The organism is Skermanella mucosa, from assembly GCF_016765655.2.
Lineage (GTDB): Bacteria > Pseudomonadota > Alphaproteobacteria > Azospirillales > Azospirillaceae > Skermanella > Skermanella mucosa.
On the sequence record NZ_CP086106.1, the window covers coordinates 5,956,760 to 5,982,164 of the forward strand.

Here is a 25,405-nt window from a genome sequence, read left to right on the forward strand (position 1 = left end):
GCCGAGCAACTGAAAATCAAGAAGAGGATAGAGATCATGGCATGGACACGTGAGGAAATGGCGGCGCGCGCTGCCAAGGAACTGCAGGACGGCTTCTATGTAAACTTAGGCATCGGCATCCCGACGCTGGTCGCCAACTACATCCCCGAAGGGATCGAGGTGACGCTGCAGAGCGAGAACGGCATGCTCGGCATGGGCCCGTTCCCCTACGAGGGGGAGGAGGACCCCGACCTGATCAACGCCGGCAAGCAGACGATCACGGAACTGTCGAAGACCAGCTACTTCAGCAGCGCGGACAGCTTCGGCATGATCCGCGGCGGCCATATCGACCTGTCGATCCTGGGCGCCATGCAGGTGGCGGCCAACGGCGACCTCGCGAACTGGATGATCCCGGGCAAGATGGTCAAGGGCATGGGCGGCGCCATGGACCTGGTCGCCGGGGTCAAGAAGGTGGTCGTGGTGATGGAGCACGCCTCCAAGGACGGCGAGCCGAAGATCCTGAACAAGTGCACCCTACCGCTGACCGGGGCCGGCGTGGTCGATCTGATCATCACCGACATGGGCGTATTCCAGGTCAATGAGACCGGCGGCGGCCTGACCCTGATCGAGATCGCTCCCGGCGTCACCGTGGACGACATCAAGGCCAGGACCGAGGCGGAGTTCAAGGTCGTGGTCTGACACCCGGTAGTTTTTTGAGAAGGCAGACCAACGGATCATCCAAGGTCTGTCCTTGCCGATATCCAGCAAATGCACCCGGGAAAGGTGGTTCCATGCCTTCGATCACCGTCAACGACGTCGATCTGCACTATGCGCTGAGTGGTCCCGAGGGAGCGCCCGTCGTGGCCTTTTCCAACTCGATCGGCACCACGCTGGAAATGTGGGATGCGCAGGCACAAGCGCTGTCCGGGCACTACCGCTGCCTGCGCTACGACACCCGCGGCCATGGCCGGTCCACGGCCGTTGACCGTTCCACCACCATCAACGATCTCGCCGATGATCTGGCCGGTCTGCTCGATGCTCTCGGTCTGCCCAAGGCGCACATCGTCGGCCTGTCGCTCGGTGGCATGACGGCGCAGGCCTTCACGCTGGGCTATCCGGAACGGACCACAAGTCTCACCCTGATGGCGACCGCGGCTTACCTGCCGCCGGCCGAGGCCTGGGAACAGCGTGCCGTGACGGTGTGCCGGGATGGCATGGCGGCGATCAGCGATGCCGTCATTGCCCGCTGGTTCACGCCTCCATACCCGCAGGCCTTCCCGCAAAAGGTGGCATCGGTGCGCGAGCGCTTCCTGCACATGGATCCGGGCGGCTACGCGGCCTGCTGCCGGGTCATCCGGGACATGGACCTGCGGCAGGATATCGGGCTGATCACCACACCGACCCTTATCATCGCCGGGGCCGATGACCTGGCAACGCCGGTCGCACTGATGGAGGATATCCGCGCGCGCATCGCTGGCTCGGAACTTGTGATCCTGCCGGATGCGGCGCACATCCTGGCGATCCAGCAGGCCGACCGTGTCAACCGGCACCTGCTCGGCTTCCTCGGTGCCGCCGTGTCAGCCTGATGCTTCCCGCGCCAGCGCGAACTCCTGCCAGAGGATGGTCATGCAAAAATCCGCCGCCGGTACCGAAAATACGGAAACTCCCGGAAAACCGACGCTGAGCCGGGACTGGTCGGTGTCCGCCATCGCGGCCGGGTTTCTCGCCGTGCTGATCTCATACTCAGGCCCGGCGGTGATCTTCTTCCAGGCGGCGGACGTCGCCCATGTGTCCGGCGACATGATTGCCTCCTGGATATGGGGCATCTCGATCGGAGCCGGAGTGTCGGGCATCCTCCTGAGCTGGGCCTTGAGGGTGCCGGTCATCACGGCGTGGTCGGCTCCGGGCACGGCATTGCTGATCACACTGTTTCCCGCCATCACGCTCAATCAGGCGGTCGGCGCCTATATCACCGCCGCGGTGATCATCTTCCTGATCGGCATCTCCGGCTCCTTCGACAGGATCATGCGGCGTATTCCGCCGGGCATCGCCGCGGGCATGATGGCCGGCATTCTGTTCCAGTTCGGGGTCAACGCCTTCAAGTCGGCGACCACCATGCCGACGCTGACATTTGGCATGGTGGTCGCCTATGTCGTGTTCCGCCGCCTGGTGCCGCGCTACTCCATCGTTCTGGTGCTCGCATCCGGCGTCATCCTGGCAATGCTGCTGGGCACCACCAACATCGGGGTCCTCGAACTGCAGCTGACGACACCGGTGTTCATCAATCCGGAATGGGCCTGGGGCACCACTCTGAGCCTCGCCCTTCCTCTGGTGCTGGTGAGTTTGACGGGGCAGTTTCTGCCCGGCATGGCGATCCTGCACCTTTCCGGCTACCGCACGCCGGCGCGGCCGATCATCACCGCCACCAGCCTGGCATCACTTGGAGTGGCGCTTTTCGGCGGCATCACCATCGTCGTTGCGGCCATCACCGCCGCGCTGTGTACAGGGAGGGATGCCCATGAGGACCCTGCCAGGCGCTATGTCGCGGGGATCGCCAATGGCGTGTTCTACCTGATCGGCGGGACCTTCGCCGGCACGATCGTGATGGTCTTCACCGCACTGCCCAGAGAGTTCATAGCCGTCCTCGCCGGGCTCGCTCTCACCGGCGCGATCGCCGCCAACTTCACCGCGGTGGTGCGGGAGGAGGACCATCGCGAGGCCTCCGTCATCACCTTCCTGGCAACGGCATCGGGCATGAGCTTTCTGGGCCTAGGTTCCGCTTTCTGGGGGGTAGTAATCGGCGGTTTTGCTTACTTGGTGCTCAATAAAGCTTAGCATTGCCGGCCACGGCACTTTGACCTTCGCGGACATCGGCTCCGGCATGTCATGGCGAACCTGTTCTTCAAAAACTACGAGCGAGGAGGAAACTTAATATGTACTGCGCGCAATATATCTCGACCTTCGCCCTGGCGGCGGCAGTGTTGCTCGTCTGCCCGCACGCCGGAAAGGCGGATTCCGTCTCCCTGGAGGCGGCTGTCAGGGACAAGACCGCCTCGATAGAGGGAAAGCTGATCGCTTGGCGCCGGGATATCCACCAGCATCCCGAACTCGGGGACCAGGAGACCAGGACCTCAGGTATCGTAGCCGATCACCTGCGGAGCCTCGGGCTTGATGTGCGGACCGGCGTCGCCCGGACCGGCGTGGTCGCCGTCCTGAAAGGGGCAAAGCCCGGCCCGACAGTGTCCCTGCGCGCCGACATGGATGCCCTGCCCGTCAAGGAGCCCGAAGGACTGCCTTTCGCCTCCCGGGCCAGGTCCCGATACCTGGGCAAGGAGGTCGATGTGATGCACGCCTGCGGGCACGACGCCCATACCGCCATGCTGATGGCGACGGCCGAGGTGCTTGCAAGTCTCAAAGACCAGCTTCCCGGCACCGTGCAGTTCATCTTCCAGCCGGCCGAGGAGGGCTCGAGCCTGCATCCACCTGGGTCGGACCAGATCTCGGGCGCCAAGCTGATGGTAAAGGAAGGGATATTCGCTGACACCAGACCGGATGCGGTTTTCGGTCTGCATGTCATGCTCGGAAAGTCAGGCGAGATCGCCTACCGCGCCGGTGCAGTCCTGGCCAGCAGCGACAATCTCGAAATCAAGGTGACCGGCAAACAGGGCCATGGCGGCATGCCCTGGCAGACGATAGACCCGATCACGACCTCGGCGCAGATCGTCAACGGCCTGCAGACCATCGTCAGCCGGAAGGTCGATCTGACGACTTCCCCTGCCGTGGTCACGATCGGCACCATCAATGGAGGGACCCGCGCCAATATCGTGCCTGAGACGGTGGCGATGACGGGCACGATCCGGACCTACGACGAAGCGATCCGCGATCAGGTGCACCGCGACATCACCACTGTCGCTGAAAAGATCGCCGAGAGCGCCGGCGCCACGGCGGAAGTGTCGATCAGCCGCGGTTACGACACCACCGTCAACAACGATGAGCTGACCGGGCGCATGCTGCCGGCGCTGGAACGTGCGGCCGATGGCAGGATCCGTCGCTCCCTGCCGGTTGGCGCGTCGGAGGATTTCTCGGTGTATGCGAGCGAGGCGCCCGGCCTCTTCGTCTTCCTGGGAGTAACGCCGGACGGTCAGGATCCCACAAAGGCCGCTCCCAACCACAGCCCCAACTTCTTCGTCGATGAGGCAGCGCTCGTGGTCGGCGCCCGGACTATGGCCTCACTGGCCGTCAACTATCTTGCATCACCGACCAAGTGACGACGACCTCAAAACAACAAAGCTGACAGGCAGACTTCCTTGACGCGATCATCGGTTTCCCGGCCGAACCTCGGCCGAGGAGGTCACCTTGTTCAAGAACGGCGGCGCCTATCCCGACCTGATAAGTCGCCGTCCCGGTTTTTGAGATCAGCAGGAGGGGCTGATTGCAGCCTTATGCAGCGGGCGCCGACTGTTTGGCGTCCAGTGACAGACTCCCGCCAGCTTCTGATGTTGGACTTCTAATGTTGGACGGGGTTTATGGTGACGGGCGTGCTAAAGAGACAGCATTGCCAGAGACAGCGCTGCCGAAGTCCAGAACCCCTGAGGAGTTTGGCCGAATGCCGCCAAATCGTAAATCGTCGTCTAGGACCTTCAGGCGCCAGGGTCAAGGGTGTCATCCAAGGTGAAACCGACCTTGAGAGTTACTTGATAGTGCGTCACCTTCCCTCCCTTGATCTGCCCGCGGGTTTCGAGAACTTCAAACCAGCGAAGATGTTTCAGATTCTTTGATGCCCGTGCGATCGCGTTCTGTATCGCGTCCTCTACGCTGCTCGGCGATGAACCAACGAGCTGAATGATCTTGTAGATGTGGTCGCTCAAATTGGACCTCCTGTTAATGAAGATTTCTTCAGGATGTTCTGGCTAATCCGCGCGTCAACCTGGGTAAAGTCAGAGGGGGATCGTGGGCAACGACCAGTAAATCCACACGCCGGGCACTGCCGTTCGACATACAGACTTGGGGGCCAGGAACTGTCACAAGGATAAATCCAGCCTGTAGACTTGGGGTAACTATAAGTTCGGTGTGAGAACAAGTCCGGAGAGAGCGGTGGTGGGCTCCCGCCTCACTGCCTATGAACCCTTTGGCTCTCTCCGGGCCGTATCCGTGTCATGCCGCTATTCCGTGATCCGGATCTGTATCGCGGAAGTCGAGGCGGCCTCCTGCTGGGGCTTATCCACCTAACCTCCTATGGGCTACGCTCATCCCGATTGCCGCTCCCCGGCCGGTCGGATGTTTGCCGACGGGATCTACGCGGCGTTCTGTCCGGGTGGGATCATCGAACCTCCTGCCACGGCGGACTGCTTCGGCAAGAAAACGTCCTGGGGATACGTGCCTGCGAGGGTCATGCCGCAGCCGTCAGGAATTATGTTTCCTATACCTACTGAAGTTTATAGTAGTATTTCTGATGTGGCCGTCAAGAGGATAGTTTCCACTGATTGCCGGCTTTCGGCCCTGCTGCGGGCTATACTGCGCTTCTGCAAAAGACCCTCAGCCTGCATACCTGGTAGGTATAAAGTTAAACGTATAAAGTATTGGCGTCTACTGGATACGAACTGCGATAGTTCCCTCAGGATACGAATAGATCTATCCAAGAAAAAAAGCTGAGGGAGAGAGCAGTGTACGTCTGCATCTGCAACGCTTTCACGGAAAAGCAAGTTTGCACGGCGATCCGCAAAGGAATATCAACACCGTCCGGCCTGTTTCGCCATCTCGGTTGCGTTCCGCAATGCGGGAAGTGCGTACCCACCGTGCGGCACATGGTCAAAGGTCCCGAAAGTCTTTTGAGCCCGCCGGCGCGTCATGACAATATCTATCATGTCGAGCTGCAGGCTACTGGATGATGGGGGCAGTCTCCTGGCAACTATCCCAGGCGCCGACGACACTCCCCGGGATGACTTAATTGGCTGGAGCGCTAGGCTCGATAATCATCCATACTTCCCCAATCTGAAACGGCTTAGCTGTAAGCGGTGATGACTCATTGAATACCTCCCTGTCCTGGACGGCTTCTGGACGGGCAACAAACCAAGATTTGCAAGGCGCCTCGGTATCGAAGGCGCTCCATTCCTTCATCACCGAGGATACACCATGTCTCAAGCGGCTCGTCGAGCCCACGGTGACGCAAAAAGTCCGGAGTCGGTTTTCAAGGTTTGACAAAACATGAAGATGAACTAAGATGATCGGTATGTTTATCATCGTGTCCTTTGATCGTCTCCTGCATCGCGCAGGTCACCTCATCGCGGGCAACTAGCCCCGGGCTCGACGCGTGCCGCCGGGTCGCGGGCCCGGGGGCACTTTCAGGACACTACAACTCATCCAGTCTTTTGGAAAAGCGGACGTTTAAGGCGTCCGAAGCGGCGGCGTTTCAAAATATTGTGTCTGTTCCGTCTGGCGGAGAGACGCCTTGCAGGCTGCTGAGCGCCTGCAAGTTCGGCATGCAATCGCGTATCGTCGAGAGGAGATCCCCGATGGCGTTGAAACCGAAGACCCCTGCTAGCGAGTGCAATTCCGACCCTGGAGTGGAGTTGCCCGATGCAAAGGTGGTGAGATTGGCGCCGAAACTTCGCCCCCGCTCGCAGGGCCAGCAGATTGCTCCACAGGGCAGTGGGGACGACCCGGGTCCTGCCGCTGCTTGATATTGAAATGCCGGAAAACCGCACGACGATGGAGGATAAATTGAGGAAGAACATACAGGTCGGATCGCCAGCTGGTCGAAAGCAGCCCCGCATCACGCTCACGGCGGATGACCATGACCGCCTTTCGGCCCTGGTGCGCGCCGCCACGGGAACGATGCCGGAAGTCGCCTCCTGCCTGGCCGAGGAACTGGATCGCGCTTCCATTCTCCCGAGGGGGCAGGCTGCCGAAGACATCGTGTGTATAGGCAGCCAATTGGAGTACCGGGACGAGGCGGCGGGAACCGTACGGACGGTGACGCTGGTTTATCCCGGAGAGGCCGACATCTCGCAGGGGAAAGTTTCAGTGCTCACGCCGATCGGGATCGCCCTGATCGGTCTCAAGGCAGGACAATCGATCACTTGGGAGACGCGGAACGGGACTGTGAGAGAACTGACCTTGCTTGGGGTGCGGCAGCCCCAGGACGCCTGACCGCCATAGGCCAGGGACGCTGCGGCGGATATTGTCTCTTTCGGGAACTCTCGCCGATCCGGGGCGGGTGGCTTATTGAGGTCACGCGCGGCGAAAGGATCCTGCCGATGAAACAGCTGGAAGCCTTGGCTGCAGCCACGCGAGCGGCTGCAGCCAAGGCTGCGTTCTTGTGCGGATGGTCCGCCGCAGTTATCTGTTGGATCTATTCAGGTCCAAACTGCTGAGGTGAAAGGAAAAAACCGCCCCATGAATTCCGAACAAGCCATTTCTGCCGCATGGGAAGCCCTGGGCCAAGTCCTCGATCCCGAAACCGAGCTTAGTGTGGTCGATATGGGCCTGGTGTATGGTATCGAGGAAACGGCCGATGGGTTGCGCGTCCTCCTGAGCCTGACGCATCCGAGCTGCCCGATGGGCGACCTGATCGTGGAGCAGGCCGAGGCCGCGCTGGCCGAGGTTGCTGATCCCGATTGCCCGATGCGGGTCGAATTGACTTTCGACCCGCCCTGGACCCCGGACCGGATTACCGCCGAGGGTCGCCGCCAGTTAGGCAGATCAGGATGAGTCTACCGCAAATTTACGTCAGCCCATACTCCTGATCAGTCCTCCTCGAGGTCCTCGTCCTCCAGGCAGAACTCCCGCAAGACATCGATGTTAGCGATTGACACCACGGAGCCATGAACCTCGACGCCGACCGGGCGCAATTTCGCGAGCGCGCGGGAGAAGGTTTCGGGCTGGATGCCGAGCCGCCTGGCGACCAGTGATTTTTCCAGCGGCAGCTTGAAGGAAGCGTTGCCCCCGCCGGGCGGGCACAGCTTCAGCAGGAAGCTGCCGACTCGCTGGGGAGCGGACTGGACCTGAAGTTGCTCGACCTGCTGGACCAGCATGCGCAGGCGCGTGGACAGGGAACCCAGCATCGCGAACGCCGTCCTGACGTCCGCCTGGACGCAGCGGGCGAATGCCTTGGATGTGATCGACAGCACGCGCAGGTCCGTCACCGCCTGGGCGCTGACAGGGAAATGGCCCCCCGCAAACATGGCCGCTTCGGCAAAGCTCTCGCCAGCATTCACCATCCGGATCACGGCCTCGGCCCCGTCACGGTTGACCCGGTACAGCTTCGCCCAGCCTTCCAGCACGACAAAGAACCGATCAGCCGGATCTCCCTGCAAGAACAGGTCGGCTCCCCGCTCCACCGTCCGCACCGTCGCGGTCGCCAGCAGCGAGGCGAGATCCTGTTCGGCGAGTTGTTCGAACATTGGCAATCCGCGCACGAGATCAGCATCCTGCGGGGACAGACCGGCAAGTAATGTGGACATGATCGGGCTGCTCCTTAATGGCCGACAATCGACATGGTCGGAACATCAATAAGCGGAATTTTGATAAAATGCGATCCAGAGGTCACGAAACTTACCTTATCCCGGCCGGCCATCGATCCGGGCGCCTATAAGGATTGGAACATACTCGACAAGGTAGAGCAGAAAAGCGACTGCCCACAGCAACCCGGACAATCCAATCACGGGGGCCTGGAACTCCGGCGCTGCGATCGGGCCGAAGACCCGGACCAGGGCGGCGAGGTTGATGATGGTGAAGGCGGCGGTCATGAGACGGGTCGCCTCAAGCGGGCGTCCGGTATGGCCGCGGGCGGTGCGGGCCATCATGCCCAGGGTCAGGACGCCGATGCCGCCGATGGTGAAGGCATGATCGGGCGTGCTGACCGGCAGATCGAGTCCGAGATCCAGCGCCGCGCGCAGGAACAGCGCCACCGCGATCCAGGCGTGGCCGGCGTGCAGCACCCAGAGCATTGGAACACTGCGCGTCGCCCACGGTTTCCAGGGCAGCGCGCGGACGACCAGCAGTGACGCCGAAGCGAGGGCCGCGACACCGCTCGCCGGTGTTAGCGGCGCCAGGACGGAAAGCACCGCGGCCAGTGCGGTCGCCGCCGTGGCGAGGGTATCCAGCCGCTCGCTGCGGTCGGCGCCTGCCACAGGCAGACGGTTCTTGGTGAAGAACGGGATCACCCGCCCGCCCATGATCACCAGGATCACCAGCAGGGCCGCGAGCACCGCGCGCGTGGCTTCCGCCCCGAGCGGGGCGATGCCGGCCGCGTCCAGATGCAGGGTGAGGTTCGCCAATGCCAGGAAGATCAGGACGAACGGAAAAGCGATGTTGCGCCGGTTCCGGGTCGCCACCAGGGGCGGCAGCATGGATGCGGCCGCCAGCGGCAGGAAGGCGATATCCACCGCGGCGACCACCTGCCAGGGCAGGCCAGCACCTGCCAGCATGACCATGCGGCCAGCCAACCAGAGGCCGGCCAGCCCGGCCAGCGGTAAACCGGCGACTGTCGGCCTTCCGGTCCAGTTGGGGATCGCGGTCAGCAGGAACCCCACCAGGACGGCCGAGGTGAACCCGAACAGCATCTCGTGGGTATGCCAGCCGACCGTGCTGAAGCCACTTGGGATGGTGAAATGCCCGTGCCAGACCATCACCCACAGCGGGATCCAGGCAGCGGCGAGGCCGGCTGCAAGCAGGTAGAATGGCCGGAAGCCCAGAGCGAATAGAACGTAGGGCCGGTGCTGAGCGGACGCGTTGGCGGTCGGATTGGTCACGGGTGGGGCCTCGGAAACGGTGACGGATGCGCGGCCGCATCATCTCCCGAGGCAGGAGCGCGGTGCTTGATCCTAGTCAAAACAGGAGGGCGGAGACGCAGACATGCCGGAACCCTCAGCCAGAGCCAACCAGAAGAACTCCTGTTGTCCGGTTCCGCAGGCCGACATGGTACTACTTGGCTGCTTCGGATATGCGGAGTCGCTCAGGCCTCAGAACTATCCCGGAGCAGGCAATGCTCGATATAGTGCTCCAAAGCCTGCACCGTGACCGCCGCCTCACGCCCCTCCCCGAGGATATGCCGCTGCGACTCTCCGGCGTCGGCGGGCTGGAAAGTCATGGTGTAAACGACGGTATTCTTGTGGGGGTGATCGGTCTGGCGTACATCCCGACGGCCGGTGGAGGAAGCGATGTAAGTTCCGATTTCGGTCAAGCCGACGAAGGTGTCGCGGTCCGGATCGTAAGTGAAATCAATCATACTCCGTTCCAATGTTCATCGACTTTGTACGTCGGCGGACCATAAACCACGCCCTCGCTCATGGACAATATTTTTCCGTCAGCGGATCAGCAGGGCCTGATAATCAGCAGCATTAGGCACATAACCGCCTCAGAAACCCGATAATTGGTTGAGACATGAGGCAAGCGAAGCCACGACGCGGAACAGTCCTATTTACTAGAACTTTAGTACCGGCTCGGTGGATGTCCCGAGGCACCAGCTATGACAGGCGATCTGCGGCCACCACCACTCTCTCCGCAAATAAGTATGAGATCGATCACCTCGGCATGATTGTAATCGCCTGCCCAGGGAAGAATCTGCGGAAATCTTTGGCAAAAAAGTGAAACCTTGCGTTGGAGCAAGGTTTCACATCCACGATGGTGGTTATGTACTCCCCTGAAGTTCATCAAAGGAGAACGGATATGCATCCGACGGGACGCGGATCACGTACATAAGAAGCAAGCAGGGTTCCTGCGGCACGCGAAACCAATCTGCCCTCACAAGAGCACAGCGAGCAGGCAATGCCCTGGGTGCGTGTTCAAAATCCCCATCCGGTGATAATCATCCCCGAGAAAGTGCCGGAGGGCGCTCAACTGAGGTTAGGTGATGACCGAACGGTTCACAAAATCAGCCGTCCGCAACATTTTCTACGGCGGTTCCGCATTCTTCTTCGTCACCTTCGTGGCGCTCACGCTCCACAGCCACTACTACATGGTGACGGTCAGCACTGATGAATCGACGCTGACCGAGGGCGTCGTGCGCGGTAAACATGTCTGGGAAAAGCACTCCTGCATCAACTGCCACTCGCTGCTTGGCGAGGGCGCCTACTTCGCGCCCGAACTCGGCAATGTCTGGGTCCGCTATGGCGGCCGGGAAGACCCGGAGGGTGCCCGGGCGGCCCTGGTCGCCTGGATGCAGTCCCAGCCCAGCGGCATCGAGGGCCGCCGCCAAATGCCGCAGTTCAACCTCACCGACCAGGAACTGAACGACCTTTCCGACTTCCTGGAGTGGACCAGCCGCATCAACACGCAGGGCTGGCCGCCGAACGACGCGGGCTGAGGTACGACTGGATATGAACCTGCGGAAAAACGACGCTGGCCGGAGGGGAGCCACCGAATGAAGTACGATACCCAACGAATCGCCTACTGGTATTTCGCCTGCGCGATGACGCTGTTCGTCGTCCAGGTGCTGGTCGGGGCGCTCGCGGCAACCGTCTACGCCGTACCCAATTTCCTGGCCGAGATCCTGCCTTTCAATATTTTGCGCATGATCCACACCAATGCGCTGATCGTCTGGCTCCTGCTGGGCTTCTTCGGCTCGGCCTACTACCTGATCCCGGAGGAGGCGGAGCGCGACATCGAGAGCCCGATGCTGGCCTATGTCCAGCTGGCGATCCTGATGGTGGGCGCCCTGGGTGCCGTGATCGGCTACACTTTCGGCATTCACGGCGGGCGTGAGTTCCTCGAGCAGCCGCTCTGGGTCAAGATCGGCATCGTCGTGGCAGCCCTGATCTTCCTCTACAACGTCTCCCTGACCGTGCTGAAGGGCCGCAAGACGGCGGTCGCCAATGTTCTGCTGCTGGGCCTGTGGGGGCTCGCGCTGTTTTTCCTGTTCGCCTTCTACAACCCGTCGAACCTTGCCGTTGACAAGATGTACTGGTGGTACGTCGTCCACCTCTGGGTCGAGGGCGTGTGGGAGCTCATCATGGCCTCCATCCTCGCCTTCCTGGTCATCAAGCTGACCGGCGTCGATCGCGAGGTGGTGGAGAAGTGGCTCTACGCCATCGTCGGCCTGGCGCTGTTCTCCGGCCTGCTCGGCACCGGCCACCACTACTACTGGATCGGCGCCCCGGGTTACTGGCAGTGGATCGGCTCGATCTTCTCGACGCTGGAAGTCGCCCCGTTCTTCGTCATGGTGCTGTTCGCCTTCACCATGGCCTGGAAAGGACGGCGCGACCACCCGAACAGGGCGGCCTTCCTGTGGACGCTGGGCACGCCGGTCTTCGCCTTCTTCGGCGCCGGCGTGTGGGGCTTCATGCACACCCTGTCCTTCGTCAACTACTACAGCCACGGCACCCAGGTTACCGCGGCGCACGGCCATCTCGCCTTCTTCGGCGCCTACGTGATGCTGGTCCTGTCGATCATCAGCTACGCCATGCCGCACCTGCGGGGCCGCGCACCCTACAACCAGGTGCTCAACATGTGGACGTTCTGGATCATGACCTCGGCGATGGCCTTCATGACCTTCGTGCTCACTTTCGGTGGCGTCGTGCAGATCCACCTCCAGCGCGTCATGGGGCTGACCTACATGGAGGTCCAGGAGCAGCTGGCGCTGTTCTACTGGATGCGCCTCGGGTCCGGCGTCTTCGTCGTGATCTCCGTGCTCCTGTTCGTCTATGCCATGTTTGGTCCGGCCCGCGAACAGGCGCCGGCGCGCATGCAGTCCTCCGTGGCGCCGGCCGAGTGATGGCCGCGGCTATGGACAATCCGATGGGAGGAACGGCGGCATCCGCCGCCGTTCCCTTCTACACGCCGACCGGCAACGAGGTGGCGCTGTTCGAGCATGCCTACCGCAACCGGCTGCCTCTGCTGCTCAAGGGGCCAACCGGCTGCGGCAAGACCCGCTTCGTGAGCCACATGGCGGCGCGACTCGGGCGCCCGATCCACACCGTCTCCTGCCACGACGATCTGACGGCCGCCGACCTGACCGGGCGTTACCTGCTCAAGGGCGGCGACACGGTCTGGACCGATGGGCCGCTGACCCGGGCCGTGCGCGAGGGCGCCGTCTGCTACCTGGACGAGGTCGTCGAGGCACGCAAGGACGTGACCGTCGTGCTGCACCCTTTGACCGACGACCGCCGCCTGCTGCCGCTGGAGCGCACCGGGGAGCTGCTGGAGGCCCCGCCCGAGTTCATGCTGATCGTCTCCTATAATCCGGGCTACCAAAACATCCTCAAATCGCTGAAGCCCTCGACTCGCCAACGATTCGTCGCCATCGAGTTCGGCTTTCCGCCTCCCGAGGCCGAGATCACGATCGTCGCCCAGGAGAGCGGCTTGCCGCGGGACCGGGTGACGCCGCTGGTTCGCCTCGGCAACGCGTTCCGGGATCTCAAGGGGCAGGATCTCGAGGAAGGGGTCTCGACCCGCCTGCTTGTCTATTGCGCGACGCTGATCCACTCCGGCATGAAGTCTGAGGAGGCCATCCTGGCCGCCATGATCGAGCCGCTGACCGACGACCCGGAAGTCAAGAAAGCCCTGTTGAGGGTCGTTGAGCTCACGTTGGGCTGAGGAGTGCTTCATGGCATCGTTCTGGGAGCCGGAAGAGTTCGTCGGCGGCATATGGCACCGTCTGGTGGGCAGTGTCTCGTCATACCAACGCCATCCCGAGGCGGCCATTCGCCTGGAAGAGATGCGCACCCAGCTCGGCGTGCTGTTCCGTGCACTGGGCGGCCCCGGTGCGGTCCGCCTCGCCGGTGGTGCGGCGGAGGTCTCAGAGCATCGCCTGGGCCTCATCCAGAGGCTCGGCCTGGGCACCGAGAAAGTGGAACGCGCCCGCTACGACGGCGCCACGCTCCAGCTCCCGGATCGTATCGACGTCTTCCCCGACCGCGCGGACAACGCAGCACTCTTCGAGTGGCTCGCCGCCTTCTTTGCCCATGCCGAGGCTGCGCCAGACGTTCCACCTGATGCACTGCAGGCCGACCTCGCGCGATTGCGCGCCGCCCGTCGAACGACAGAGCTTGCAATCGCTCAGTGGCCGGGCCTGCGTGCGCTTCACCAGCGCCTCTGCCGGGTACTCCTCATGGCCAGGCCCAGCCGCAGCCTGTCCGGGCAGGAAGCGGCCGTGGAAGCTCTGGTCATTAAGTTGATTGGTGGCGACGCCAGCCCGGATCCCGAGATGCTGGCCGCAGTGATGGACGCAACAGCCTCGCTCGACCGTTTCCGGGCAAAGGTGGGATACCACCCGTTCCTGCCGGTCCCGCTGTGGGGCGAGATCATCGAACCCCGGCCGGGAACCGCACCGGCAGAGGGTGACGAGGACGGCGGCGCCGGATCCGAGGGTGACGGCAAGCGCCGCAAAGCATCGCGCCGGGAGAACGACCAAACCCGACGCGACGACCCGCTGATGCTGAACCGCTTCGAGAAGATCCTGGGCCTTGCGGAGATGGTCAACCTGAACCGCAAGACGGAGGAGGACGACGAAGAAGATGCAAAGAAGGCAGCCGAGGATCTCGATGAGATCGCCCTCGGGCAGCACGAGCGCAAGGTCTCGACGCGGCTGAAGCTGGACCTGGATCTGAGTGCCGGCGAGGTTGATATCGAACCGATCCGGGCCGAGTTCACATATCCGGAGTGGGACTGGAAACGTCGCCGCCATCATCTCCACCACTGCCGGGTGATCGCCGAACCAGCATCTTTGGAAGGTAACGAGTGGCGACCCGATGAGGATGCGCTGCGCCGTATCCGCCTGGTGCGCCGCCAGTTCGAGGCGATGCGCCCGCGCCGGCAGGTGATGACCGGCCAACCCGATGGCGACGATCTGGATCTTTCGGCCCTGGTCCGCTCGGTCGCCGACCGGCGGGCCGGCGGCATCGGCTCGGAGCGGGTCTACACGGCCGTGCGCAACGTCGCCCGCGACCTCTCGGTCTGTGTCCTGGTGGATGTCTCCCTGTCCACCGATTCTTACGTTGAGGAGCGCCGGGTCCTCGACGTCGAGAAAGAGGCGCTGCTGGCGCTGACGCACGGTCTTTCCGCCTGCGGTGACGAGCACGCAATCCTGACCTTCACGTCCCACCGGCGCCAGCGCGTCGATATCAGGACCGTCAAGGATTTCGAGGAGCACCTCGGTGCGCGCGTGGTCCGCCGCATCCAGGCGCTGAAGCCCGGCAGCTACACCCGCATGGGGACCGCGATCCGCCACGCCACGGCACTGCTGGACAGGCGGCCGCACTCGCACCGGCTGCTGCTGGTCCTGACCGACGGCAAGCCGAACGACATCGACCACTACGAGGGCCGCTACGCCATCGAGGACACCCGCGTGGCCGTCCAGGAGGCACGGCGCGCCGGTCTCCGACTGTTCGGCGTCACCGTGGATGCCCAGGGCCGTGATTACCTGCCCTACATCTTCGGGCCGGGATCCTACGCCATCTTCCCGCATGTCGCCCGTCTTCCCGCGGCGCTGCCCGCAATCTACCGCCAGCTGACGGGGTGACAGGCCCCGGAGGAGTCATCATGCGCAAAATCATTACTTTAGCCCTGCTCGGCCTCACCGCGCTCTCCGGGCCGGCCTGGTCCCAGGCCAACATCAAGCCCGACCCCGACCCGCGGGTTCCGCCGCAGCAGGGCCAGTCACTCCCGCGCGAGGACGCCCTGTTCCTCAGGCAAGCGACCGCGGCCAGCCAGGGTCAGGTTGAACTGGGGCGCCTCGCGGCGGAGAAGGCGCCGGACGGCGAGCTTCGTTCGCTTGCCCAGCGAATCGCGGAAACCCACGTCAAGCTAACCGGCGACCTGACGCGCCTGACCGATACCCGCACTCTGCCGCCAGCCGATCAGCTGCAGCCCGAACGCACCGATGCCTTCGGCGCTGCGGGTGCTGTCAGCAACCCTGAGAACGCCCGCGAGGGCATGGCCCAGCAAGCCGTCCAGGCGCTGTCCAGCAAGAGCGGCGAAGAGTTCGGCAAGGGCTATGTCGAGGCCCAGCTGCGCCTTCACGACCGCCTGGTTGACCTGTACCAGACCCAGGCCTCGCACACGCCGGACCGCGAACTCGCCACCTTCGCGATCACCAGCCTGGTCGGGATACAGAAGGACCGGGATGCGCTTCGGCAGGCGGCCGACCGGTTTGGGATCGAGACCTCTCCGGGAGGCCAGGCGATCCAGTACGGCGATCCGACCAAGGCCCGTTGAGATTGAACGCAGGTATATGTCGTCCGGTGGAGATGTTGAATGGCAGTTGGAGCAGCAGCGGCGCCGTGCATTCATCTGGTCGGTGCCGGACCGGGAGATCCAGACCTGCTTACGGTCAAAGCATGGCGCCTGATCCACGATGCGGAAGTCGTCGTGCATGACCGGCTGGTATCCCGGGCCATTCTCGACGGCATACCGAGCCATGCGGCGCTGATCGACGTGGGCAAGACCCCGGGGCATCACCCGTTTTCCCAGGACAGGATCAATGAGATGCTGGTGGACCTGGCGCGGTCCGGCCGGCGTGTCGTGCGTCTCAAGGGCGGTGATCCGTTCATCTTCGGCCGCGGCGGCGAAGAGGTGGAGTATTTGGCGCGGCACGGGATCATTTGCGAGGTCGTGCCGGGCATCACGGCAGCCTCGGCCTGCGCCAGTTCGCTCGGGATCCCGCTGACCCACAGAGGGCTCGCCACCGGTGTCCGGTTCATCACCGGCCACTGCCAGAACGACGAATTGGACCACGACTGGCGGGGCCTGGCGGATCCCAACACCACCCTGGCCGTCTACATGGGTCTTGCGAACATCAGGGGCATCGCGGACCGGCTGATCGGGGCGGGATTGCCGGGATCAACCCCCGTGGCGATGATCTGCGACGGTACCCTGCCCAGCCAGACAAACCTGACCGCTTCGCTGGCGACGATCGGAGAGCTTGCGGCCGCGCAGCACCGGACCGGGCGGGCGCTGTTCGTCATCGGGAAGGTGGTCAGCCTCGCATGCCCCGCAAATCTTGCCGAAGACAACACCGCCTTGGCGCAACAAAGCTCTATCGAAAACTATGCGGCAATGAATTTAAGTGTAGCAAGGGGGCATGCTCCATGGAACAGCAACCCAGCATCCTGATCATCGGTCATGGATCGGAGCACAGCCCTGGCCCTCTCGTCTCCGCCTGCGGCCACGCTGACCGCCTGATGGCTAGCGGGCGTTTCGCGGAAGCCCGCGTCGCCTTCCTGATGGCGGGAGAGGATCCCCGCGACCAGCTGGAGGCGATGCGTGCGCGGACGATCCATGTCATCCCCCTGTTCATGTGCGACGGCTACTACACGCGCACCGTCATCCCGAAGACGCTGGGGCTCCAGGGACCCCGAACCTCTCGCGACGGCAGTCTCCTGATCTACCGGACGCCGATCGGCATGCATCCCGGCATGGCGGAGATCCTGAGGCTCAGAACTCTGGAAACATGTCACGCAGCCGGCTGGGAGCCGTTGGGTACGCGACTGATGGTGATCGGCCACGGCTCGCCGAAAAGCTCCGCATCCGCCGAAATCACCCGTCGCCACGCGGGCGAGATCAGGCGCCGGTCGGAGTTCCTCTCTATCGAGTGTGCCTTCATCGACGAGGCACCCAGGATTGAGGACTGGCTGCGCGACCTTCCTACGGAAGGACCGCCAGTAGCCCTAGCGGGTTTCTTCGCGGCTGACGGGCTGCACTCCTCCCTCGATATCCCTGGCTGGATCGAGGCATGGGAAAACCGGACTGGATCCCGGCCAGGTGCCCGGGTGCGGTATACTGGAGCCGTGGGCGCCGACAAAAGGGTAACGGCGCTGATAGCGGAAAGCATCGCGACCGAAATCGCCCTGCAGCTTCCATAGGTTCGAGCCTTGAGCGCAAGCAGGGTGCCAGATCCGCCGTTCCAATGACATATCCAAGCTCCACATGCCGGTCGGATCATCTCCGGAGATGCTGCCTGCCGTCAGTTCTGTTCGGAAGTACTTGGCAGAACTAACCTTTCGATGATGATTCCGGTCGATGGATGCTCCAGATGCCAGCGCAGAAAGACGAGCCTCTCTGAGCCGGGCGCCATCATTCCGCTGTCGCGTGCCGTATCCAGCATCTTTTCTATGCCCTCGGTCAGATCCGCCAAGCTGGGATTGTCTTCACTCAGGAGTCCGAACCCAACCACCAGTCGGTAGTATTGGGACGGCGGCAGATTATCGGCTAAACCGGCATAAACCTCGTCCAGTCCGAGTGTCGTTCCGAGAACATCGACTCTGATGGGCCGCTTGCTTCGAGCGCTGGCATACTGGTTCAGCGACGACCAACCCGGAGATCCTGAACTCTCTCGCGATAAATCGGCCTGCGGAACCATGAGGTGAAGGTGAGGCTCCAGGGGATGCGCCGTGATGCGAGGAAGAGTAGTCCTGAGATCAGCTAGCGCCGCCATATCTATGTGCTCGGCAATAACGACGGCCAGCACAGGGTCGGCACCGTTTATGACGAGCAGATCGGCCTTGACTCCTTCGTCGATGTGAACACCCTCGGCAACCGTGTAGCCCTTCCCGGCGCAGGCAGGGCTGATCAGTCGGCGGACATTCCCTACCAAGCAATCCCGGTGTCTCATGACTCGCTCTCCTCCCGTTATCTTGCTGTCCGAATCAACAGGAAGTTCGAAACTATTGATCCAACAGATGCGATGCTCTCCCGACACCCCGACCAAATGTCTGTCCGTCAATGAATACCCGGGCCATGTTCCACGAGGCGTATCCAGTCATTGCCGGCCAGCAGTACCGTGGCAGGGCCGACTTTTGCCACCAGCACCTCCACTTCGTCCTGCGGCGTCAAGCATAAGGCGGTTGACAGGGCATCGGCCGCTGTCGCACTCCCGATCACGACTGTGACGCTGGAGTATAGCGCTCCTCCCTTTCCTTTCCGGGGGTCGAGGATGTTGAGGTCGGCGCTTCCAGCCGATGTAGCAACCGCCCGGTTGATGACATCGAATTCCCGCAGCACATGGTCCGACTTACCGGGATCACGCACGCCGATGCGCCACGGCCGGCCGTCCGGCTTGGGCCCCAGGGCTCTCATCTCGCCGAGGTCCAGCAGGACATGCTCGATGCCTCTGGCGCGGAGAAGCTCGGCCACCCGGTCGGTCACATAACCCTGGGCTATGCCGTTCAAGGTTACCCCCATGCCGGGCTGACCGAAGCGGATCCGCCGGGAAGTGATTTCGATCCGGTGATAATCGATTAAAGCCAATGCTGCCCGAAGATCCTCACGCCGAGGTACGGTCCCCGCCTCCCTGTGCGTCGCCAGCAATCGCCAGAGCGGCTGGACCGTCACGTCGAAACGTCCGTCGCTGAGGTCGCCGAATCGCGCCGCTTCGGTCAACAGCCGGCGCATATCCAGGCTGGGTCTGAGCAGTTCGCCGTCACGGTTCAGCCGGCACAGGGCAGAGCCCGGCCGGAACAGGCTGAACTCACTCTCAAGACGATCGATCTCGGTAAGACAGGCCCCGATGATCGACCGGGCCTCTGCAGGATCGGGATGGAAAAGGGTGATGTTCGCCACCGCCCCCAGGGCAGTGCCTGTCCATTCATGGCGCAGAATGCCGGCATCCGCACCGCTGGCGACAGACTGGGGAACAAGCAGGCAGCCGGCCGCGGCGCCGAGGAGCTGAAGAACACGGCGCCGTGGCATCACGTCCCCTCTGGTCGTGTCCGAAACCGGGGTCATGGCTTCACCTCCGCAGTATCCTGGGTCGCCTTTGCGGGATTTTCACCGGAAGCGACGCCGCGCGCCGCCCCGGCGCCTGCCCTGCTCTCGCGCCGTCTGCGCCGGATGATCATGGGCGGGCAAGTATGGGTGTCGTAGTAGAGGGTCTGGCATTTCAGGCAGTAGATGCATTCGTTGGGATTGATCTCCCCGGTCGGGTGGATCGCCTCGACCGGGCAACGCTGCTCGCAGATCCGGCATTCCCGGCCGCACTGGGGATGCCGTTTCAGCCATCGGAACATGCGCAGCCGGGCCGGGATCGCCAGGGCAGCTCCGAGGGCGCAGAGATAGCGGCAGTAGAAGCGCTCGATGAACAGGCCGGCGGTCAGGAGGGCCACGGGATAAGCCACCCAAACCCAGTCGCGCATGAACCGCAGTGTGATCGCCGTCTTGAACGGCTCGACCTCCGCGTAGACGGCGGCACGCTCCATCGACGTGAGGGAGACGGCGAACAGCGAGATGAACAGGATGTACTTGATCGGCCAGAGCCGCTCGTGCAGCCCGAAGGGAACCCGGACCTGCGGTACCCGCAGCGCCCGGGCCGCCCGGTTGGTCAGTTCCTGCAGCGCCCCGAACGGGCAGAGCCAGCCGCAGAACACGCCGCGCGCCCAGAACAGCAGCGCCACCGCGACGAAGCTCCAGAGGATAAACAGCAGCGGATCGAGCAGGAAGAACGTCCAGTCGAATTCGGTGCGCAGGGCATTGGTGAAGGTCAGGACATTGATCACCGACAGCTGGGCGTGGGCGTACCAGCCGATCCAGACCAACGTGATCGTGAGCATCACGATGCGCAGGCGGTTCCACAGCAGCGGGCGCTTGGCGAGCGCGTCCTGGAATACCAGGATCCCGGTCAGCGTAACAAGAATGGAGGCCAGGATCCCGATATCTCCCCGGCGGCTCCACCAGACCTCGCGCCAATCGACGCTGACCAAATCGGCCTGCGCCACTGTCGGCTGCGCTGGAGCCGGTAGATAGCGCGCAGGCAGATCATATGGCAGGTTGAACACCTCCAAGACGGTTCCACGATCGGGGGAGGTTCGAGTCACCAGCAGCTCAAGGCGCCAGGGGGCTGCGGGATCGAAGCCGCTGTCCTCGGGCATCACGAACAGGGCCGTTTCGCGGAACTCCGGCGCACCCTGCAGCGGCATTTTCTCGATGATGCGCTGCTGATCGGGAGACAGCGTGAAGGTCCTGCTGCCCTGGACGATCTGCAACCGCTCGAACACGCCACTCCGCCGGTACTCGGTTCCCTTGAAGGAATAGAGGCCGGTAGCACCGACGAAGATCAGGGAACTTCCGGCACCGAGATTGGTGATCAGGTCCGCGTAAACACGGTCGCCGAGGAGATTGCGACCGATGCGGGCCGGCGATGCCAGTCCGGCATAGAGCGTGATGAAGTTGCTCTCCGCCGGACCGTCCAGGCCGGGCAGGTTCTCGGCTCCCTGCCGGCGAAAGGCTTCACGCACGACGCCGGTGGTGAGCGCCAGCTCGGCGATTGAGCCGTCGGTGCGCAGGTCGGCCCAGCTGGCCGATTGGAACTCATCCCGAAGCGCCGCCGCGGAACCAGGTCTATGGTCCCCGAGCAGTCCGAGCGCGTCCGCCACGATGCGGCTCGTTCCGACGATCAGGCTGTTCAGCGTCAGGGACGTTACCGTGGCGCCGCTGATGCCATCGACTACCCGTGAGACGCTGTCCGATCCCGAGACGGAGCGGAGCTTGACCGCTTCCCGGATGTCCGCATTGCGGTACTGCGCCACGAAGGCTCGGAGGTGCTCGTCGGTGATTCCGAGGATCAGGATCGGCTCATGATGCTCGACCAGATGGGCTCCGACAATCCGCCCCTGCAGGTCGATCCCGATCGCGACATTCATCGGCTTGGCCGAGTAGCCGGCACTGTCCATAATGTCGGCGCTGAAAAAGACATAACCCGCTATCGAGCCATTCCGGTAGGCCGGATACACAGGGATCTGCGGCATCCTTTCGCCGAAACCGTCCGCGTCGGCAAACACATGCACCAGTTCGCTCACGCGAGGTTCAGCCGCCTGGACAGCTGAACCGACAAAGATAAACCCCAGAAGCAGAAGCAGCAGCGGGAGCGTGGATAGCAGCGGGAGCGTCCTCGCAATTGCGGATATCTGGAGCAAAGCAATACCGGCTTTCACGTTCATTTGCAGCAGCCTGTGAATGGCCGAAAGTACGCTCCGAATTTACGGAGAAATCGGTTGATCCTGTTTCTTTTCCCAAAAAGCATTCTGGGCGTTTTTTCCCTTACATACCTTGCTCCCGAGCAAGTTCCCCCTCGAAAATTTGTGCTCTACTCAGACCGCTCGAACCTTATCGGGAGGATAGAGGATGCAGACCATGGTCAGGCAGCTTATGGCCGGAGCGGCAGTCACCACGATAATCGCGCTCGGGCCGACTGGCCTCATGGCGCAACAGCAGCAGGACAGACAGCATTCTGTCGATGAGCCGGTGCAGGGATCCAATACGGCGGAGAAGCCGAAGCCTGAAGATGTCCACAGGACCCAGCCGGGTGACCAGTACCAGCCGGAACACAATATCCTGTCGGACATCCCCACCGAGCAGCCCGGGGCGAAGCCCGGCGTGCCGCAGCTCAGTCAGGCGGAATTCGAGAAAGCCAAGAAAATCTACTTCGAGCGCTGCGCCGGGTGCCACGGCGTGCTGCGCGGCGGAGCAACCGGCAAGGCGCTGACACCCGACCTGACGCGTGAACTGGGCTTCGATTACCTGCGCGATTTCATCACCTACGGCTCGCCGGGCGGCATGCCGAACTGGGGCACCTCGGGAGATCTCTCGAAGGAAGACGTCGAGCTGATGGCGAAATACCTGCTCAACGATCCTCCGACGCCGCCCGAGTTCGGCATGAAGGAGATGCGGGAGACCTGGAAGGTTCTGGTTCCACCGGACCAGCGGCCGACCCGCAAGATGAACGACATCAACGTCGAGAACCTGTTCTCGGTGACGCTCCGCGACACCGGCGAGATCGCCCTGATCGACGGCGGATCCTACAAGATCGTCAGCGTTCTGCCGACCGGCTACGCTGTGCACATCTCGCGTATTTCGGCGTCGGGCCGCTATCTCTTCGTGATCGGCCGCGACGGCAAAATCAACCTGATCGACCTCTGGATGGAGAAGCCGGACACCGTCGCCGAAGTCAAGATCGGCCTCGAGGCGCGCTCGGTCGAAACCTCCAAGTTCAAGGGGTTCGAGGACAAGTACGCGATCGCCGGCGCCTACTGGCCGCCGCAGTTCGTGATCATGAACGGCGACACCCTCGAGCCGATGAAGATCACCTCGACCCGGGGCATGATCGTCGATACCCAGGACTACCATCCCGAGCCGCGGGTCGCCGCGATCGTGGCGTCGCACCACAACCCGAGCTTCATCGTCAACGTCAAGGAAACGGGCAAGATCATGGTCGTCAACTACGACGACCTGACCAACCTCAAGATCACCAACATCGAGGCCGAACGCTTCCTCCACGACGGCGGATTCGACCGCACCGGCCGGTACTTCCTGGTCGCGGCCAACGCCCGCAACAAGGTCGGCGTGATCGACACCAAGGAAAACAAGCTCGTGTCCCTGGTCGAGACCAGCACGACGCCGCATCCCGGCCGCGGCGCCAATTTCGTCCATCCCAAGTTCGGCCCGGTGTGGTCAACCAGCCATCTCGGCAGCGAGGCGATCAGCCTGATCGGCACCGATCCGGAAAAGCACCCCGACCAGGCCTGGAAAGTGGTGCAGGAGTTGGAGGGCCAGGGCGGCGGCTCGCTGTTCATCAAGACCCATCCCAAGTCCAAGAACCTTTGGGTTGACACTCCTCTCAATCCCGAAGCCGAGATCGCCGCTAGCGTGGCTGTGTTCGACATCGACAACCTCGACAAGGGATACGAGGTGCTGCCGATCGGCGAGTGGTCCGGCATCACCGAGGGCATGCGCCGGGTCGTGCAGCCGGAGTACAACAAGGACGGCACCGAGGTCTGGTTCTCGGTCTGGAACGCCAAGGACCAGCAGTCGGCCATCGTCATAGTCGATGATAAGACGCGCAAGCTGAAGCACGTCATCAAGGACCCGAGGCTGGTCACGCCGACCGGCAAGTTCAACGTCTACAATACCCAGAAGGACGTCTACTGAACCTGACCTCCTCCGGCGGGCGGCATCGCCCGCCGGCTGCCCCGACCAAAGGTGAGCCGTGGGTAAATTCCGGTATTTCCGATTTTTTCAGCCTAAATCGGCTCTTCTCGTGATGGTTTCCTCGGCGCTGTTAGCGTCCAGTGTGGTGTCGGGCGCCGAGCGCCCGACACCTGCCCGTCAAGTCGAGCTGATGACGCTTCTCAGGCATGACTGCGGCTCCTGTCATGGACTGACCATGAAGGGCGGCCTGGGCCCGCCCCTGCTACCCGACACCCTGGCGGGCAAAGACAAACCGACATTGGTCGGGATCATCCTCGACGGCGTGCCCGGAAAACCAATGCCGCCGTGGCGCTTCGAATTGCAGCCGGAAGAGGCCCGATGGCTGGTTGATCGACTGCGCGAGGGATTGAAATGAAGCATTTAGGCGTCCTGATGGGAGCCATCCTCCTGGCCGTTCCAGTATACGCTACGGCTGCGGATCAGCGCGGAACCGGCGATCTCGGCATCGTCGTGGAGCGCGCCGCGGGTCGTGTCCAGGTCATCGATTCAAGTCTCCGTACGAAACTCGCGAGCGTTCCCGAGCTTGGTGACCTCAGTCATGCCTCGGCCGTATTCTCGCGCGATGCGCGGTACGCCTACGTCTTCGGGCGTGATGGCGGCCTCAGCAAGGTTGATCTGCTTACCGGAAACCTGGAAAACCGCGTGGTTCAGGCCGGCAACAGCATCGGCGGTGCGATCTCTCAGGATGGAAGGCTGGTTGCCGTTTCCAATTACGAGCCGGGTGGCGTGCGGGTATTCGATGCCGGAACGCTGGAGCCGCTGGCCGACATTCCGACCGGATCCAAGGTGGTCGGCCTGGTCGATGCCCCGGACCAGCGATTCGTGTTCAGCCTGTACGATCTGGGGGAGATTTGGCTGGTGGACATGAGCGATCCGGCAGTCCCGGAAATCACGAAATACCCGAATGTGGGGCAGAATCCCTACGACGCCCTGATCACGCCGGATGGCCGCTACTACGTGGCGGGTCTGTTCGGCGAGGACGGGCTGGCGCTGCTCGATCTATGGCATCCCGAGAAGGGCGTACGGCGCATTCTCGACGGTTACGGTCGCGGCGAGGACCCCCTGCCCGTCTACAAGATGCCGCACCTCGAGGGTGTCGCGATTGCAGGGAAAAATGCCTTCCTCCCCGCCGTCGGTCGGCACGAAATCCTGGTCGTTGACATGGACAAGGATTGGCAGGAAATCGGCCGGATCCCGGTCCACGGCCAGCCGGTCTTCGCCGTGTCCCGGCCAGACGGCCGGCAGATCTGGGTCAACTTCGCTTATCCCCACAACGACACGGTCCAGGTGATCGACGCGGCCAGCCTGGAAGTGGTGCACAGCATCAAACCCGGCCCGGGGGTGCTTCACCTGGAGTTCACTCCGCGCGGCGAGCAGGTCTGGGTATCGGTGCGCGATGCCGATCGGGTTGATGTCTACGATACCCGCAGCTTCACGCTGCTCGGCTCCCTGCCGGCGGACAAGCCCAGCGGCATCTTCATGACCGCCCGCGCCCACCGCATCGGGTACTAAG

24 protein-coding genes are annotated in these 25,405 nt (G+C 62.8%); 17 read left to right on the forward strand and 7 right to left on the reverse strand.

Going from position 1 to position 25,405, the window contains the following annotated elements:
• Positions 1–36 precede the first annotated feature (36 nt).
• The 4 genes from JL100_RS27615 to JL100_RS27630 all read left to right on the forward strand — a co-directional run bounded on the left by JL100_RS27615 (position 37) and on the right by JL100_RS27630 (position 4,247).
• Positions 37–678: a CoA transferase subunit B gene (locus tag JL100_RS27615; protein WP_202684820.1), complete on the forward strand. Its 642-nt coding sequence runs from the start codon at positions 37–39 to the stop codon at positions 676–678.
• 92 nt (positions 679–770) lie between these two features.
• Entirely contained in the window at positions 771–1,565 is a 795-nt protein-coding gene (gene pcaD, locus JL100_RS27620) for a 3-oxoadipate enol-lactonase (protein ID WP_202684821.1), read from the forward strand.
• 40 nt (positions 1,566–1,605) lie between these two features.
• On the forward strand, positions 1,606–2,814 hold the full coding sequence (locus JL100_RS27625; protein ID WP_202684822.1) for a benzoate/H(+) symporter BenE family transporter: 1,209 nt from the start codon (positions 1,606–1,608) through the stop codon (positions 2,812–2,814).
• A gap of 98 nt (positions 2,815–2,912) precedes the next feature.
• Positions 2,913–4,247 (forward strand): amidohydrolase, encoded by a 1,335-nt coding sequence (locus JL100_RS27630; RefSeq protein ID WP_202684823.1) that lies wholly within the window; start codon positions 2,913–2,915, stop codon positions 4,245–4,247.
• Positions 4,248–4,619: 372 nt separating this feature from the next.
• On the opposite strand, the gene JL100_RS27635 is transcribed toward JL100_RS27630, so the two are convergent.
• The gene (locus JL100_RS27635; protein ID WP_202684824.1) at positions 4,620–4,847 is read right to left on the reverse strand and encodes a dodecin; all 228 of its coding nucleotides are present in this window, start codon (positions 4,845–4,847) and stop codon (positions 4,620–4,622) included.
• 795 nt (positions 4,848–5,642) lie between these two features.
• Between JL100_RS27635 and JL100_RS36910 the strand changes: the two genes are divergently transcribed.
• The 3 genes from JL100_RS36910 (at position 5,643) to JL100_RS27645 (ending at position 7,689) form a co-directional block, all read left to right on the forward strand.
• Positions 5,643–5,867 (forward strand): (2Fe-2S)-binding protein, encoded by a 225-nt coding sequence (locus JL100_RS36910; RefSeq protein ID WP_202684825.1) that lies wholly within the window; start codon positions 5,643–5,645, stop codon positions 5,865–5,867.
• A 799-nt stretch (positions 5,868–6,666) separates the two neighbouring features.
• Positions 6,667–7,128 carry a nucleoside diphosphate kinase regulator gene (gene rnk, locus JL100_RS27640; protein ID WP_202684826.1) on the forward strand — a complete coding sequence of 154 codons (462 nt, stop codon included), beginning with the start codon at positions 6,667–6,669 and terminating at the stop codon, positions 7,126–7,128.
• A 246-nt stretch (positions 7,129–7,374) separates the two neighbouring features.
• Positions 7,375–7,689, forward strand: coding sequence for a metal-sulfur cluster assembly factor (locus JL100_RS27645; protein WP_202684827.1), 315 nt, complete (start codon positions 7,375–7,377; stop codon positions 7,687–7,689).
• Positions 7,690–7,724: 35 nt separating this feature from the next.
• On the opposite strand, the gene JL100_RS27650 is transcribed toward JL100_RS27645, so the two are convergent.
• The 3 genes from JL100_RS27650 to JL100_RS27660 form a co-directional block, all read right to left on the reverse strand.
• Positions 7,725–8,441: a Crp/Fnr family transcriptional regulator gene (locus JL100_RS27650; RefSeq protein WP_202684828.1), complete on the reverse strand. Its 717-nt coding sequence runs from the start codon at positions 8,439–8,441 to the stop codon at positions 7,725–7,727.
• A gap of 96 nt (positions 8,442–8,537) precedes the next feature.
• Positions 8,538–9,731 (reverse strand): NnrS family protein, encoded by a 1,194-nt coding sequence (locus tag JL100_RS27655; RefSeq protein ID WP_202684829.1) that lies wholly within the window; start codon positions 9,729–9,731, stop codon positions 8,538–8,540.
• A gap of 203 nt (positions 9,732–9,934) precedes the next feature.
• Positions 9,935–10,207, reverse strand: a complete 273-nt coding sequence (locus JL100_RS27660) for a hypothetical protein (protein WP_202684830.1) — start codon at positions 10,205–10,207, stop codon at positions 9,935–9,937.
• Positions 10,208–10,831: 624 nt separating this feature from the next.
• Between JL100_RS27660 and JL100_RS27665 the strand changes: the two genes are divergently transcribed.
• From JL100_RS27665 to JL100_RS27695, 7 genes are read left to right on the forward strand one after another with little or no spacing between them, the layout of a single operon-like run.
• Entirely contained in the window at positions 10,832–11,284 is a 453-nt protein-coding gene (locus JL100_RS27665) for a c-type cytochrome (RefSeq protein WP_202684831.1), read from the forward strand.
• Between the two features lie 57 nt (positions 11,285–11,341).
• Entirely contained in the window at positions 11,342–12,691 is a 1,350-nt protein-coding gene (locus JL100_RS27670; protein ID WP_202684832.1) for a cbb3-type cytochrome c oxidase subunit I, read from the forward strand.
• Between the two features lie 23 nt (positions 12,692–12,714).
• Entirely contained in the window at positions 12,715–13,512 is a 798-nt protein-coding gene (locus JL100_RS27675; protein WP_228420936.1) for a CbbQ/NirQ/NorQ/GpvN family protein, read from the forward strand.
• A gap of 10 nt (positions 13,513–13,522) precedes the next feature.
• Positions 13,523–15,436: a nitric oxide reductase activation protein NorD gene (locus tag JL100_RS27680; RefSeq protein ID WP_202684834.1), complete on the forward strand. Its 1,914-nt coding sequence runs from the start codon at positions 13,523–13,525 to the stop codon at positions 15,434–15,436.
• A 20-nt stretch (positions 15,437–15,456) separates the two neighbouring features.
• Positions 15,457–16,131: a DUF4142 domain-containing protein gene (locus JL100_RS27685; protein ID WP_202684835.1), complete on the forward strand. Its 675-nt coding sequence runs from the start codon at positions 15,457–15,459 to the stop codon at positions 16,129–16,131.
• Between the two features lie 39 nt (positions 16,132–16,170).
• A complete protein-coding gene (gene cobA, locus JL100_RS27690) occupies positions 16,171–17,028 on the forward strand; it encodes a uroporphyrinogen-III C-methyltransferase (RefSeq protein WP_202684836.1) in 858 nt (285 codons plus the stop codon).
• The gene (locus tag JL100_RS27695) at positions 17,004–17,777 is read left to right on the forward strand and encodes a CbiX/SirB N-terminal domain-containing protein (RefSeq protein ID WP_202684837.1); all 774 of its coding nucleotides are present in this window, start codon (positions 17,004–17,006) and stop codon (positions 17,775–17,777) included. Before cobA ends, JL100_RS27695 begins: the two co-directional genes overlap by 25 nt.
• Before the next feature lie 101 nt (positions 17,778–17,878).
• Here JL100_RS27695 and JL100_RS27700 read toward each other — a convergent pair whose 3' ends face one another.
• The 3 genes from JL100_RS27700 to JL100_RS27710 all read right to left on the reverse strand — a co-directional run bounded on the left by JL100_RS27700 (position 17,879) and on the right by JL100_RS27710 (position 21,704).
• Positions 17,879–18,526, reverse strand: a complete 648-nt coding sequence (locus tag JL100_RS27700) for a hypothetical protein (protein ID WP_202684838.1) — start codon at positions 18,524–18,526, stop codon at positions 17,879–17,881.
• Positions 18,527–18,633: 107 nt separating this feature from the next.
• Positions 18,634–19,638 carry an FAD:protein FMN transferase gene (locus tag JL100_RS27705; RefSeq protein WP_202684839.1) on the reverse strand — a complete coding sequence of 335 codons (1,005 nt, stop codon included), beginning with the start codon at positions 19,636–19,638 and terminating at the stop codon, positions 18,634–18,636.
• A complete protein-coding gene (locus JL100_RS27710; protein WP_202684840.1) occupies positions 19,635–21,704 on the reverse strand; it encodes a NosR/NirI family protein in 2,070 nt (689 codons plus the stop codon). Before JL100_RS27710 ends, JL100_RS27705 begins: the two co-directional genes overlap by 4 nt.
• Before the next feature lie 445 nt (positions 21,705–22,149).
• Between JL100_RS27710 and JL100_RS27715 the strand changes: the two genes are divergently transcribed.
• The 3 genes from JL100_RS27715 to JL100_RS27725 are packed head-to-tail and all read left to right on the forward strand — an operon-like array spanning position 22,150 to position 25,404.
• Complete coding sequence (locus JL100_RS27715) at positions 22,150–23,832, forward strand: cytochrome D1 domain-containing protein (RefSeq protein WP_456115304.1); 1,683 nt, start codon at positions 22,150–22,152, stop codon at positions 23,830–23,832.
• Positions 23,833–23,890: 58 nt separating this feature from the next.
• A complete protein-coding gene (locus JL100_RS27720; RefSeq protein ID WP_228420937.1) occupies positions 23,891–24,247 on the forward strand; it encodes a c-type cytochrome in 357 nt (118 codons plus the stop codon).
• The gene (locus tag JL100_RS27725; RefSeq protein ID WP_323378337.1) at positions 24,244–25,404 is read left to right on the forward strand and encodes a cytochrome D1 domain-containing protein; all 1,161 of its coding nucleotides are present in this window, start codon (positions 24,244–24,246) and stop codon (positions 25,402–25,404) included. Before JL100_RS27720 ends, JL100_RS27725 begins: the two co-directional genes overlap by 4 nt.
• Position 25,405: the final 1 nt, after the last annotated feature.

Coding starts and splice junctions, on each gene's coding strand:
- JL100_RS27615 (WP_202684820.1), top strand. CDS start 37: ATGGCATGGACACGTGAGGAAATGGCGGCGCGCGCTGCCAAGGAACTG.
- pcaD (WP_202684821.1), top strand. CDS start 771: ATGCCTTCGATCACCGTCAACGACGTCGATCTGCACTATGCGCTGAGT.
- JL100_RS27625 (WP_202684822.1), top strand. CDS start 1,606: ATGCAAAAATCCGCCGCCGGTACCGAAAATACGGAAACTCCCGGAAAA.
- JL100_RS27630 (WP_202684823.1), top strand. CDS start 2,913: ATGTACTGCGCGCAATATATCTCGACCTTCGCCCTGGCGGCGGCAGTG.
- rnk (WP_202684826.1), top strand. CDS start 6,667: ATGCCGGAAAACCGCACGACGATGGAGGATAAATTGAGGAAGAACATA.
- JL100_RS27645 (WP_202684827.1), top strand. CDS start 7,375: ATGAATTCCGAACAAGCCATTTCTGCCGCATGGGAAGCCCTGGGCCAA.
- JL100_RS27650 (WP_202684828.1), bottom strand. CDS start 8,441: ATGTCCACATTACTTGCCGGTCTGTCCCCGCAGGATGCTGATCTCGTG.
- JL100_RS27660 (WP_202684830.1), bottom strand. CDS start 10,207: ATGATTGATTTCACTTACGATCCGGACCGCGACACCTTCGTCGGCTTG.
- JL100_RS27665 (WP_202684831.1), top strand. CDS start 10,832: ATGACCGAACGGTTCACAAAATCAGCCGTCCGCAACATTTTCTACGGC.
- JL100_RS27670 (WP_202684832.1), top strand. CDS start 11,342: ATGAAGTACGATACCCAACGAATCGCCTACTGGTATTTCGCCTGCGCG.
- JL100_RS27675 (WP_228420936.1), top strand. CDS start 12,715: ATGGGAGGAACGGCGGCATCCGCCGCCGTTCCCTTCTACACGCCGACC.
- JL100_RS27680 (WP_202684834.1), top strand. CDS start 13,523: ATGGCATCGTTCTGGGAGCCGGAAGAGTTCGTCGGCGGCATATGGCAC.
- JL100_RS27685 (WP_202684835.1), top strand. CDS start 15,457: ATGCGCAAAATCATTACTTTAGCCCTGCTCGGCCTCACCGCGCTCTCC.
- cobA (WP_202684836.1), top strand. CDS start 16,171: ATGGCAGTTGGAGCAGCAGCGGCGCCGTGCATTCATCTGGTCGGTGCC.
- JL100_RS27695 (WP_202684837.1), top strand. CDS start 17,004: ATGGAACAGCAACCCAGCATCCTGATCATCGGTCATGGATCGGAGCAC.
- JL100_RS27700 (WP_202684838.1), bottom strand. CDS start 18,526: ATGAGACACCGGGATTGCTTGGTAGGGAATGTCCGCCGACTGATCAGC.
- JL100_RS27705 (WP_202684839.1), bottom strand. CDS start 19,638: ATGACCCCGGTTTCGGACACGACCAGAGGGGACGTGATGCCACGGCGC.
- JL100_RS27725 (WP_323378337.1), top strand. CDS start 24,244: ATGAAGCATTTAGGCGTCCTGATGGGAGCCATCCTCCTGGCCGTTCCA.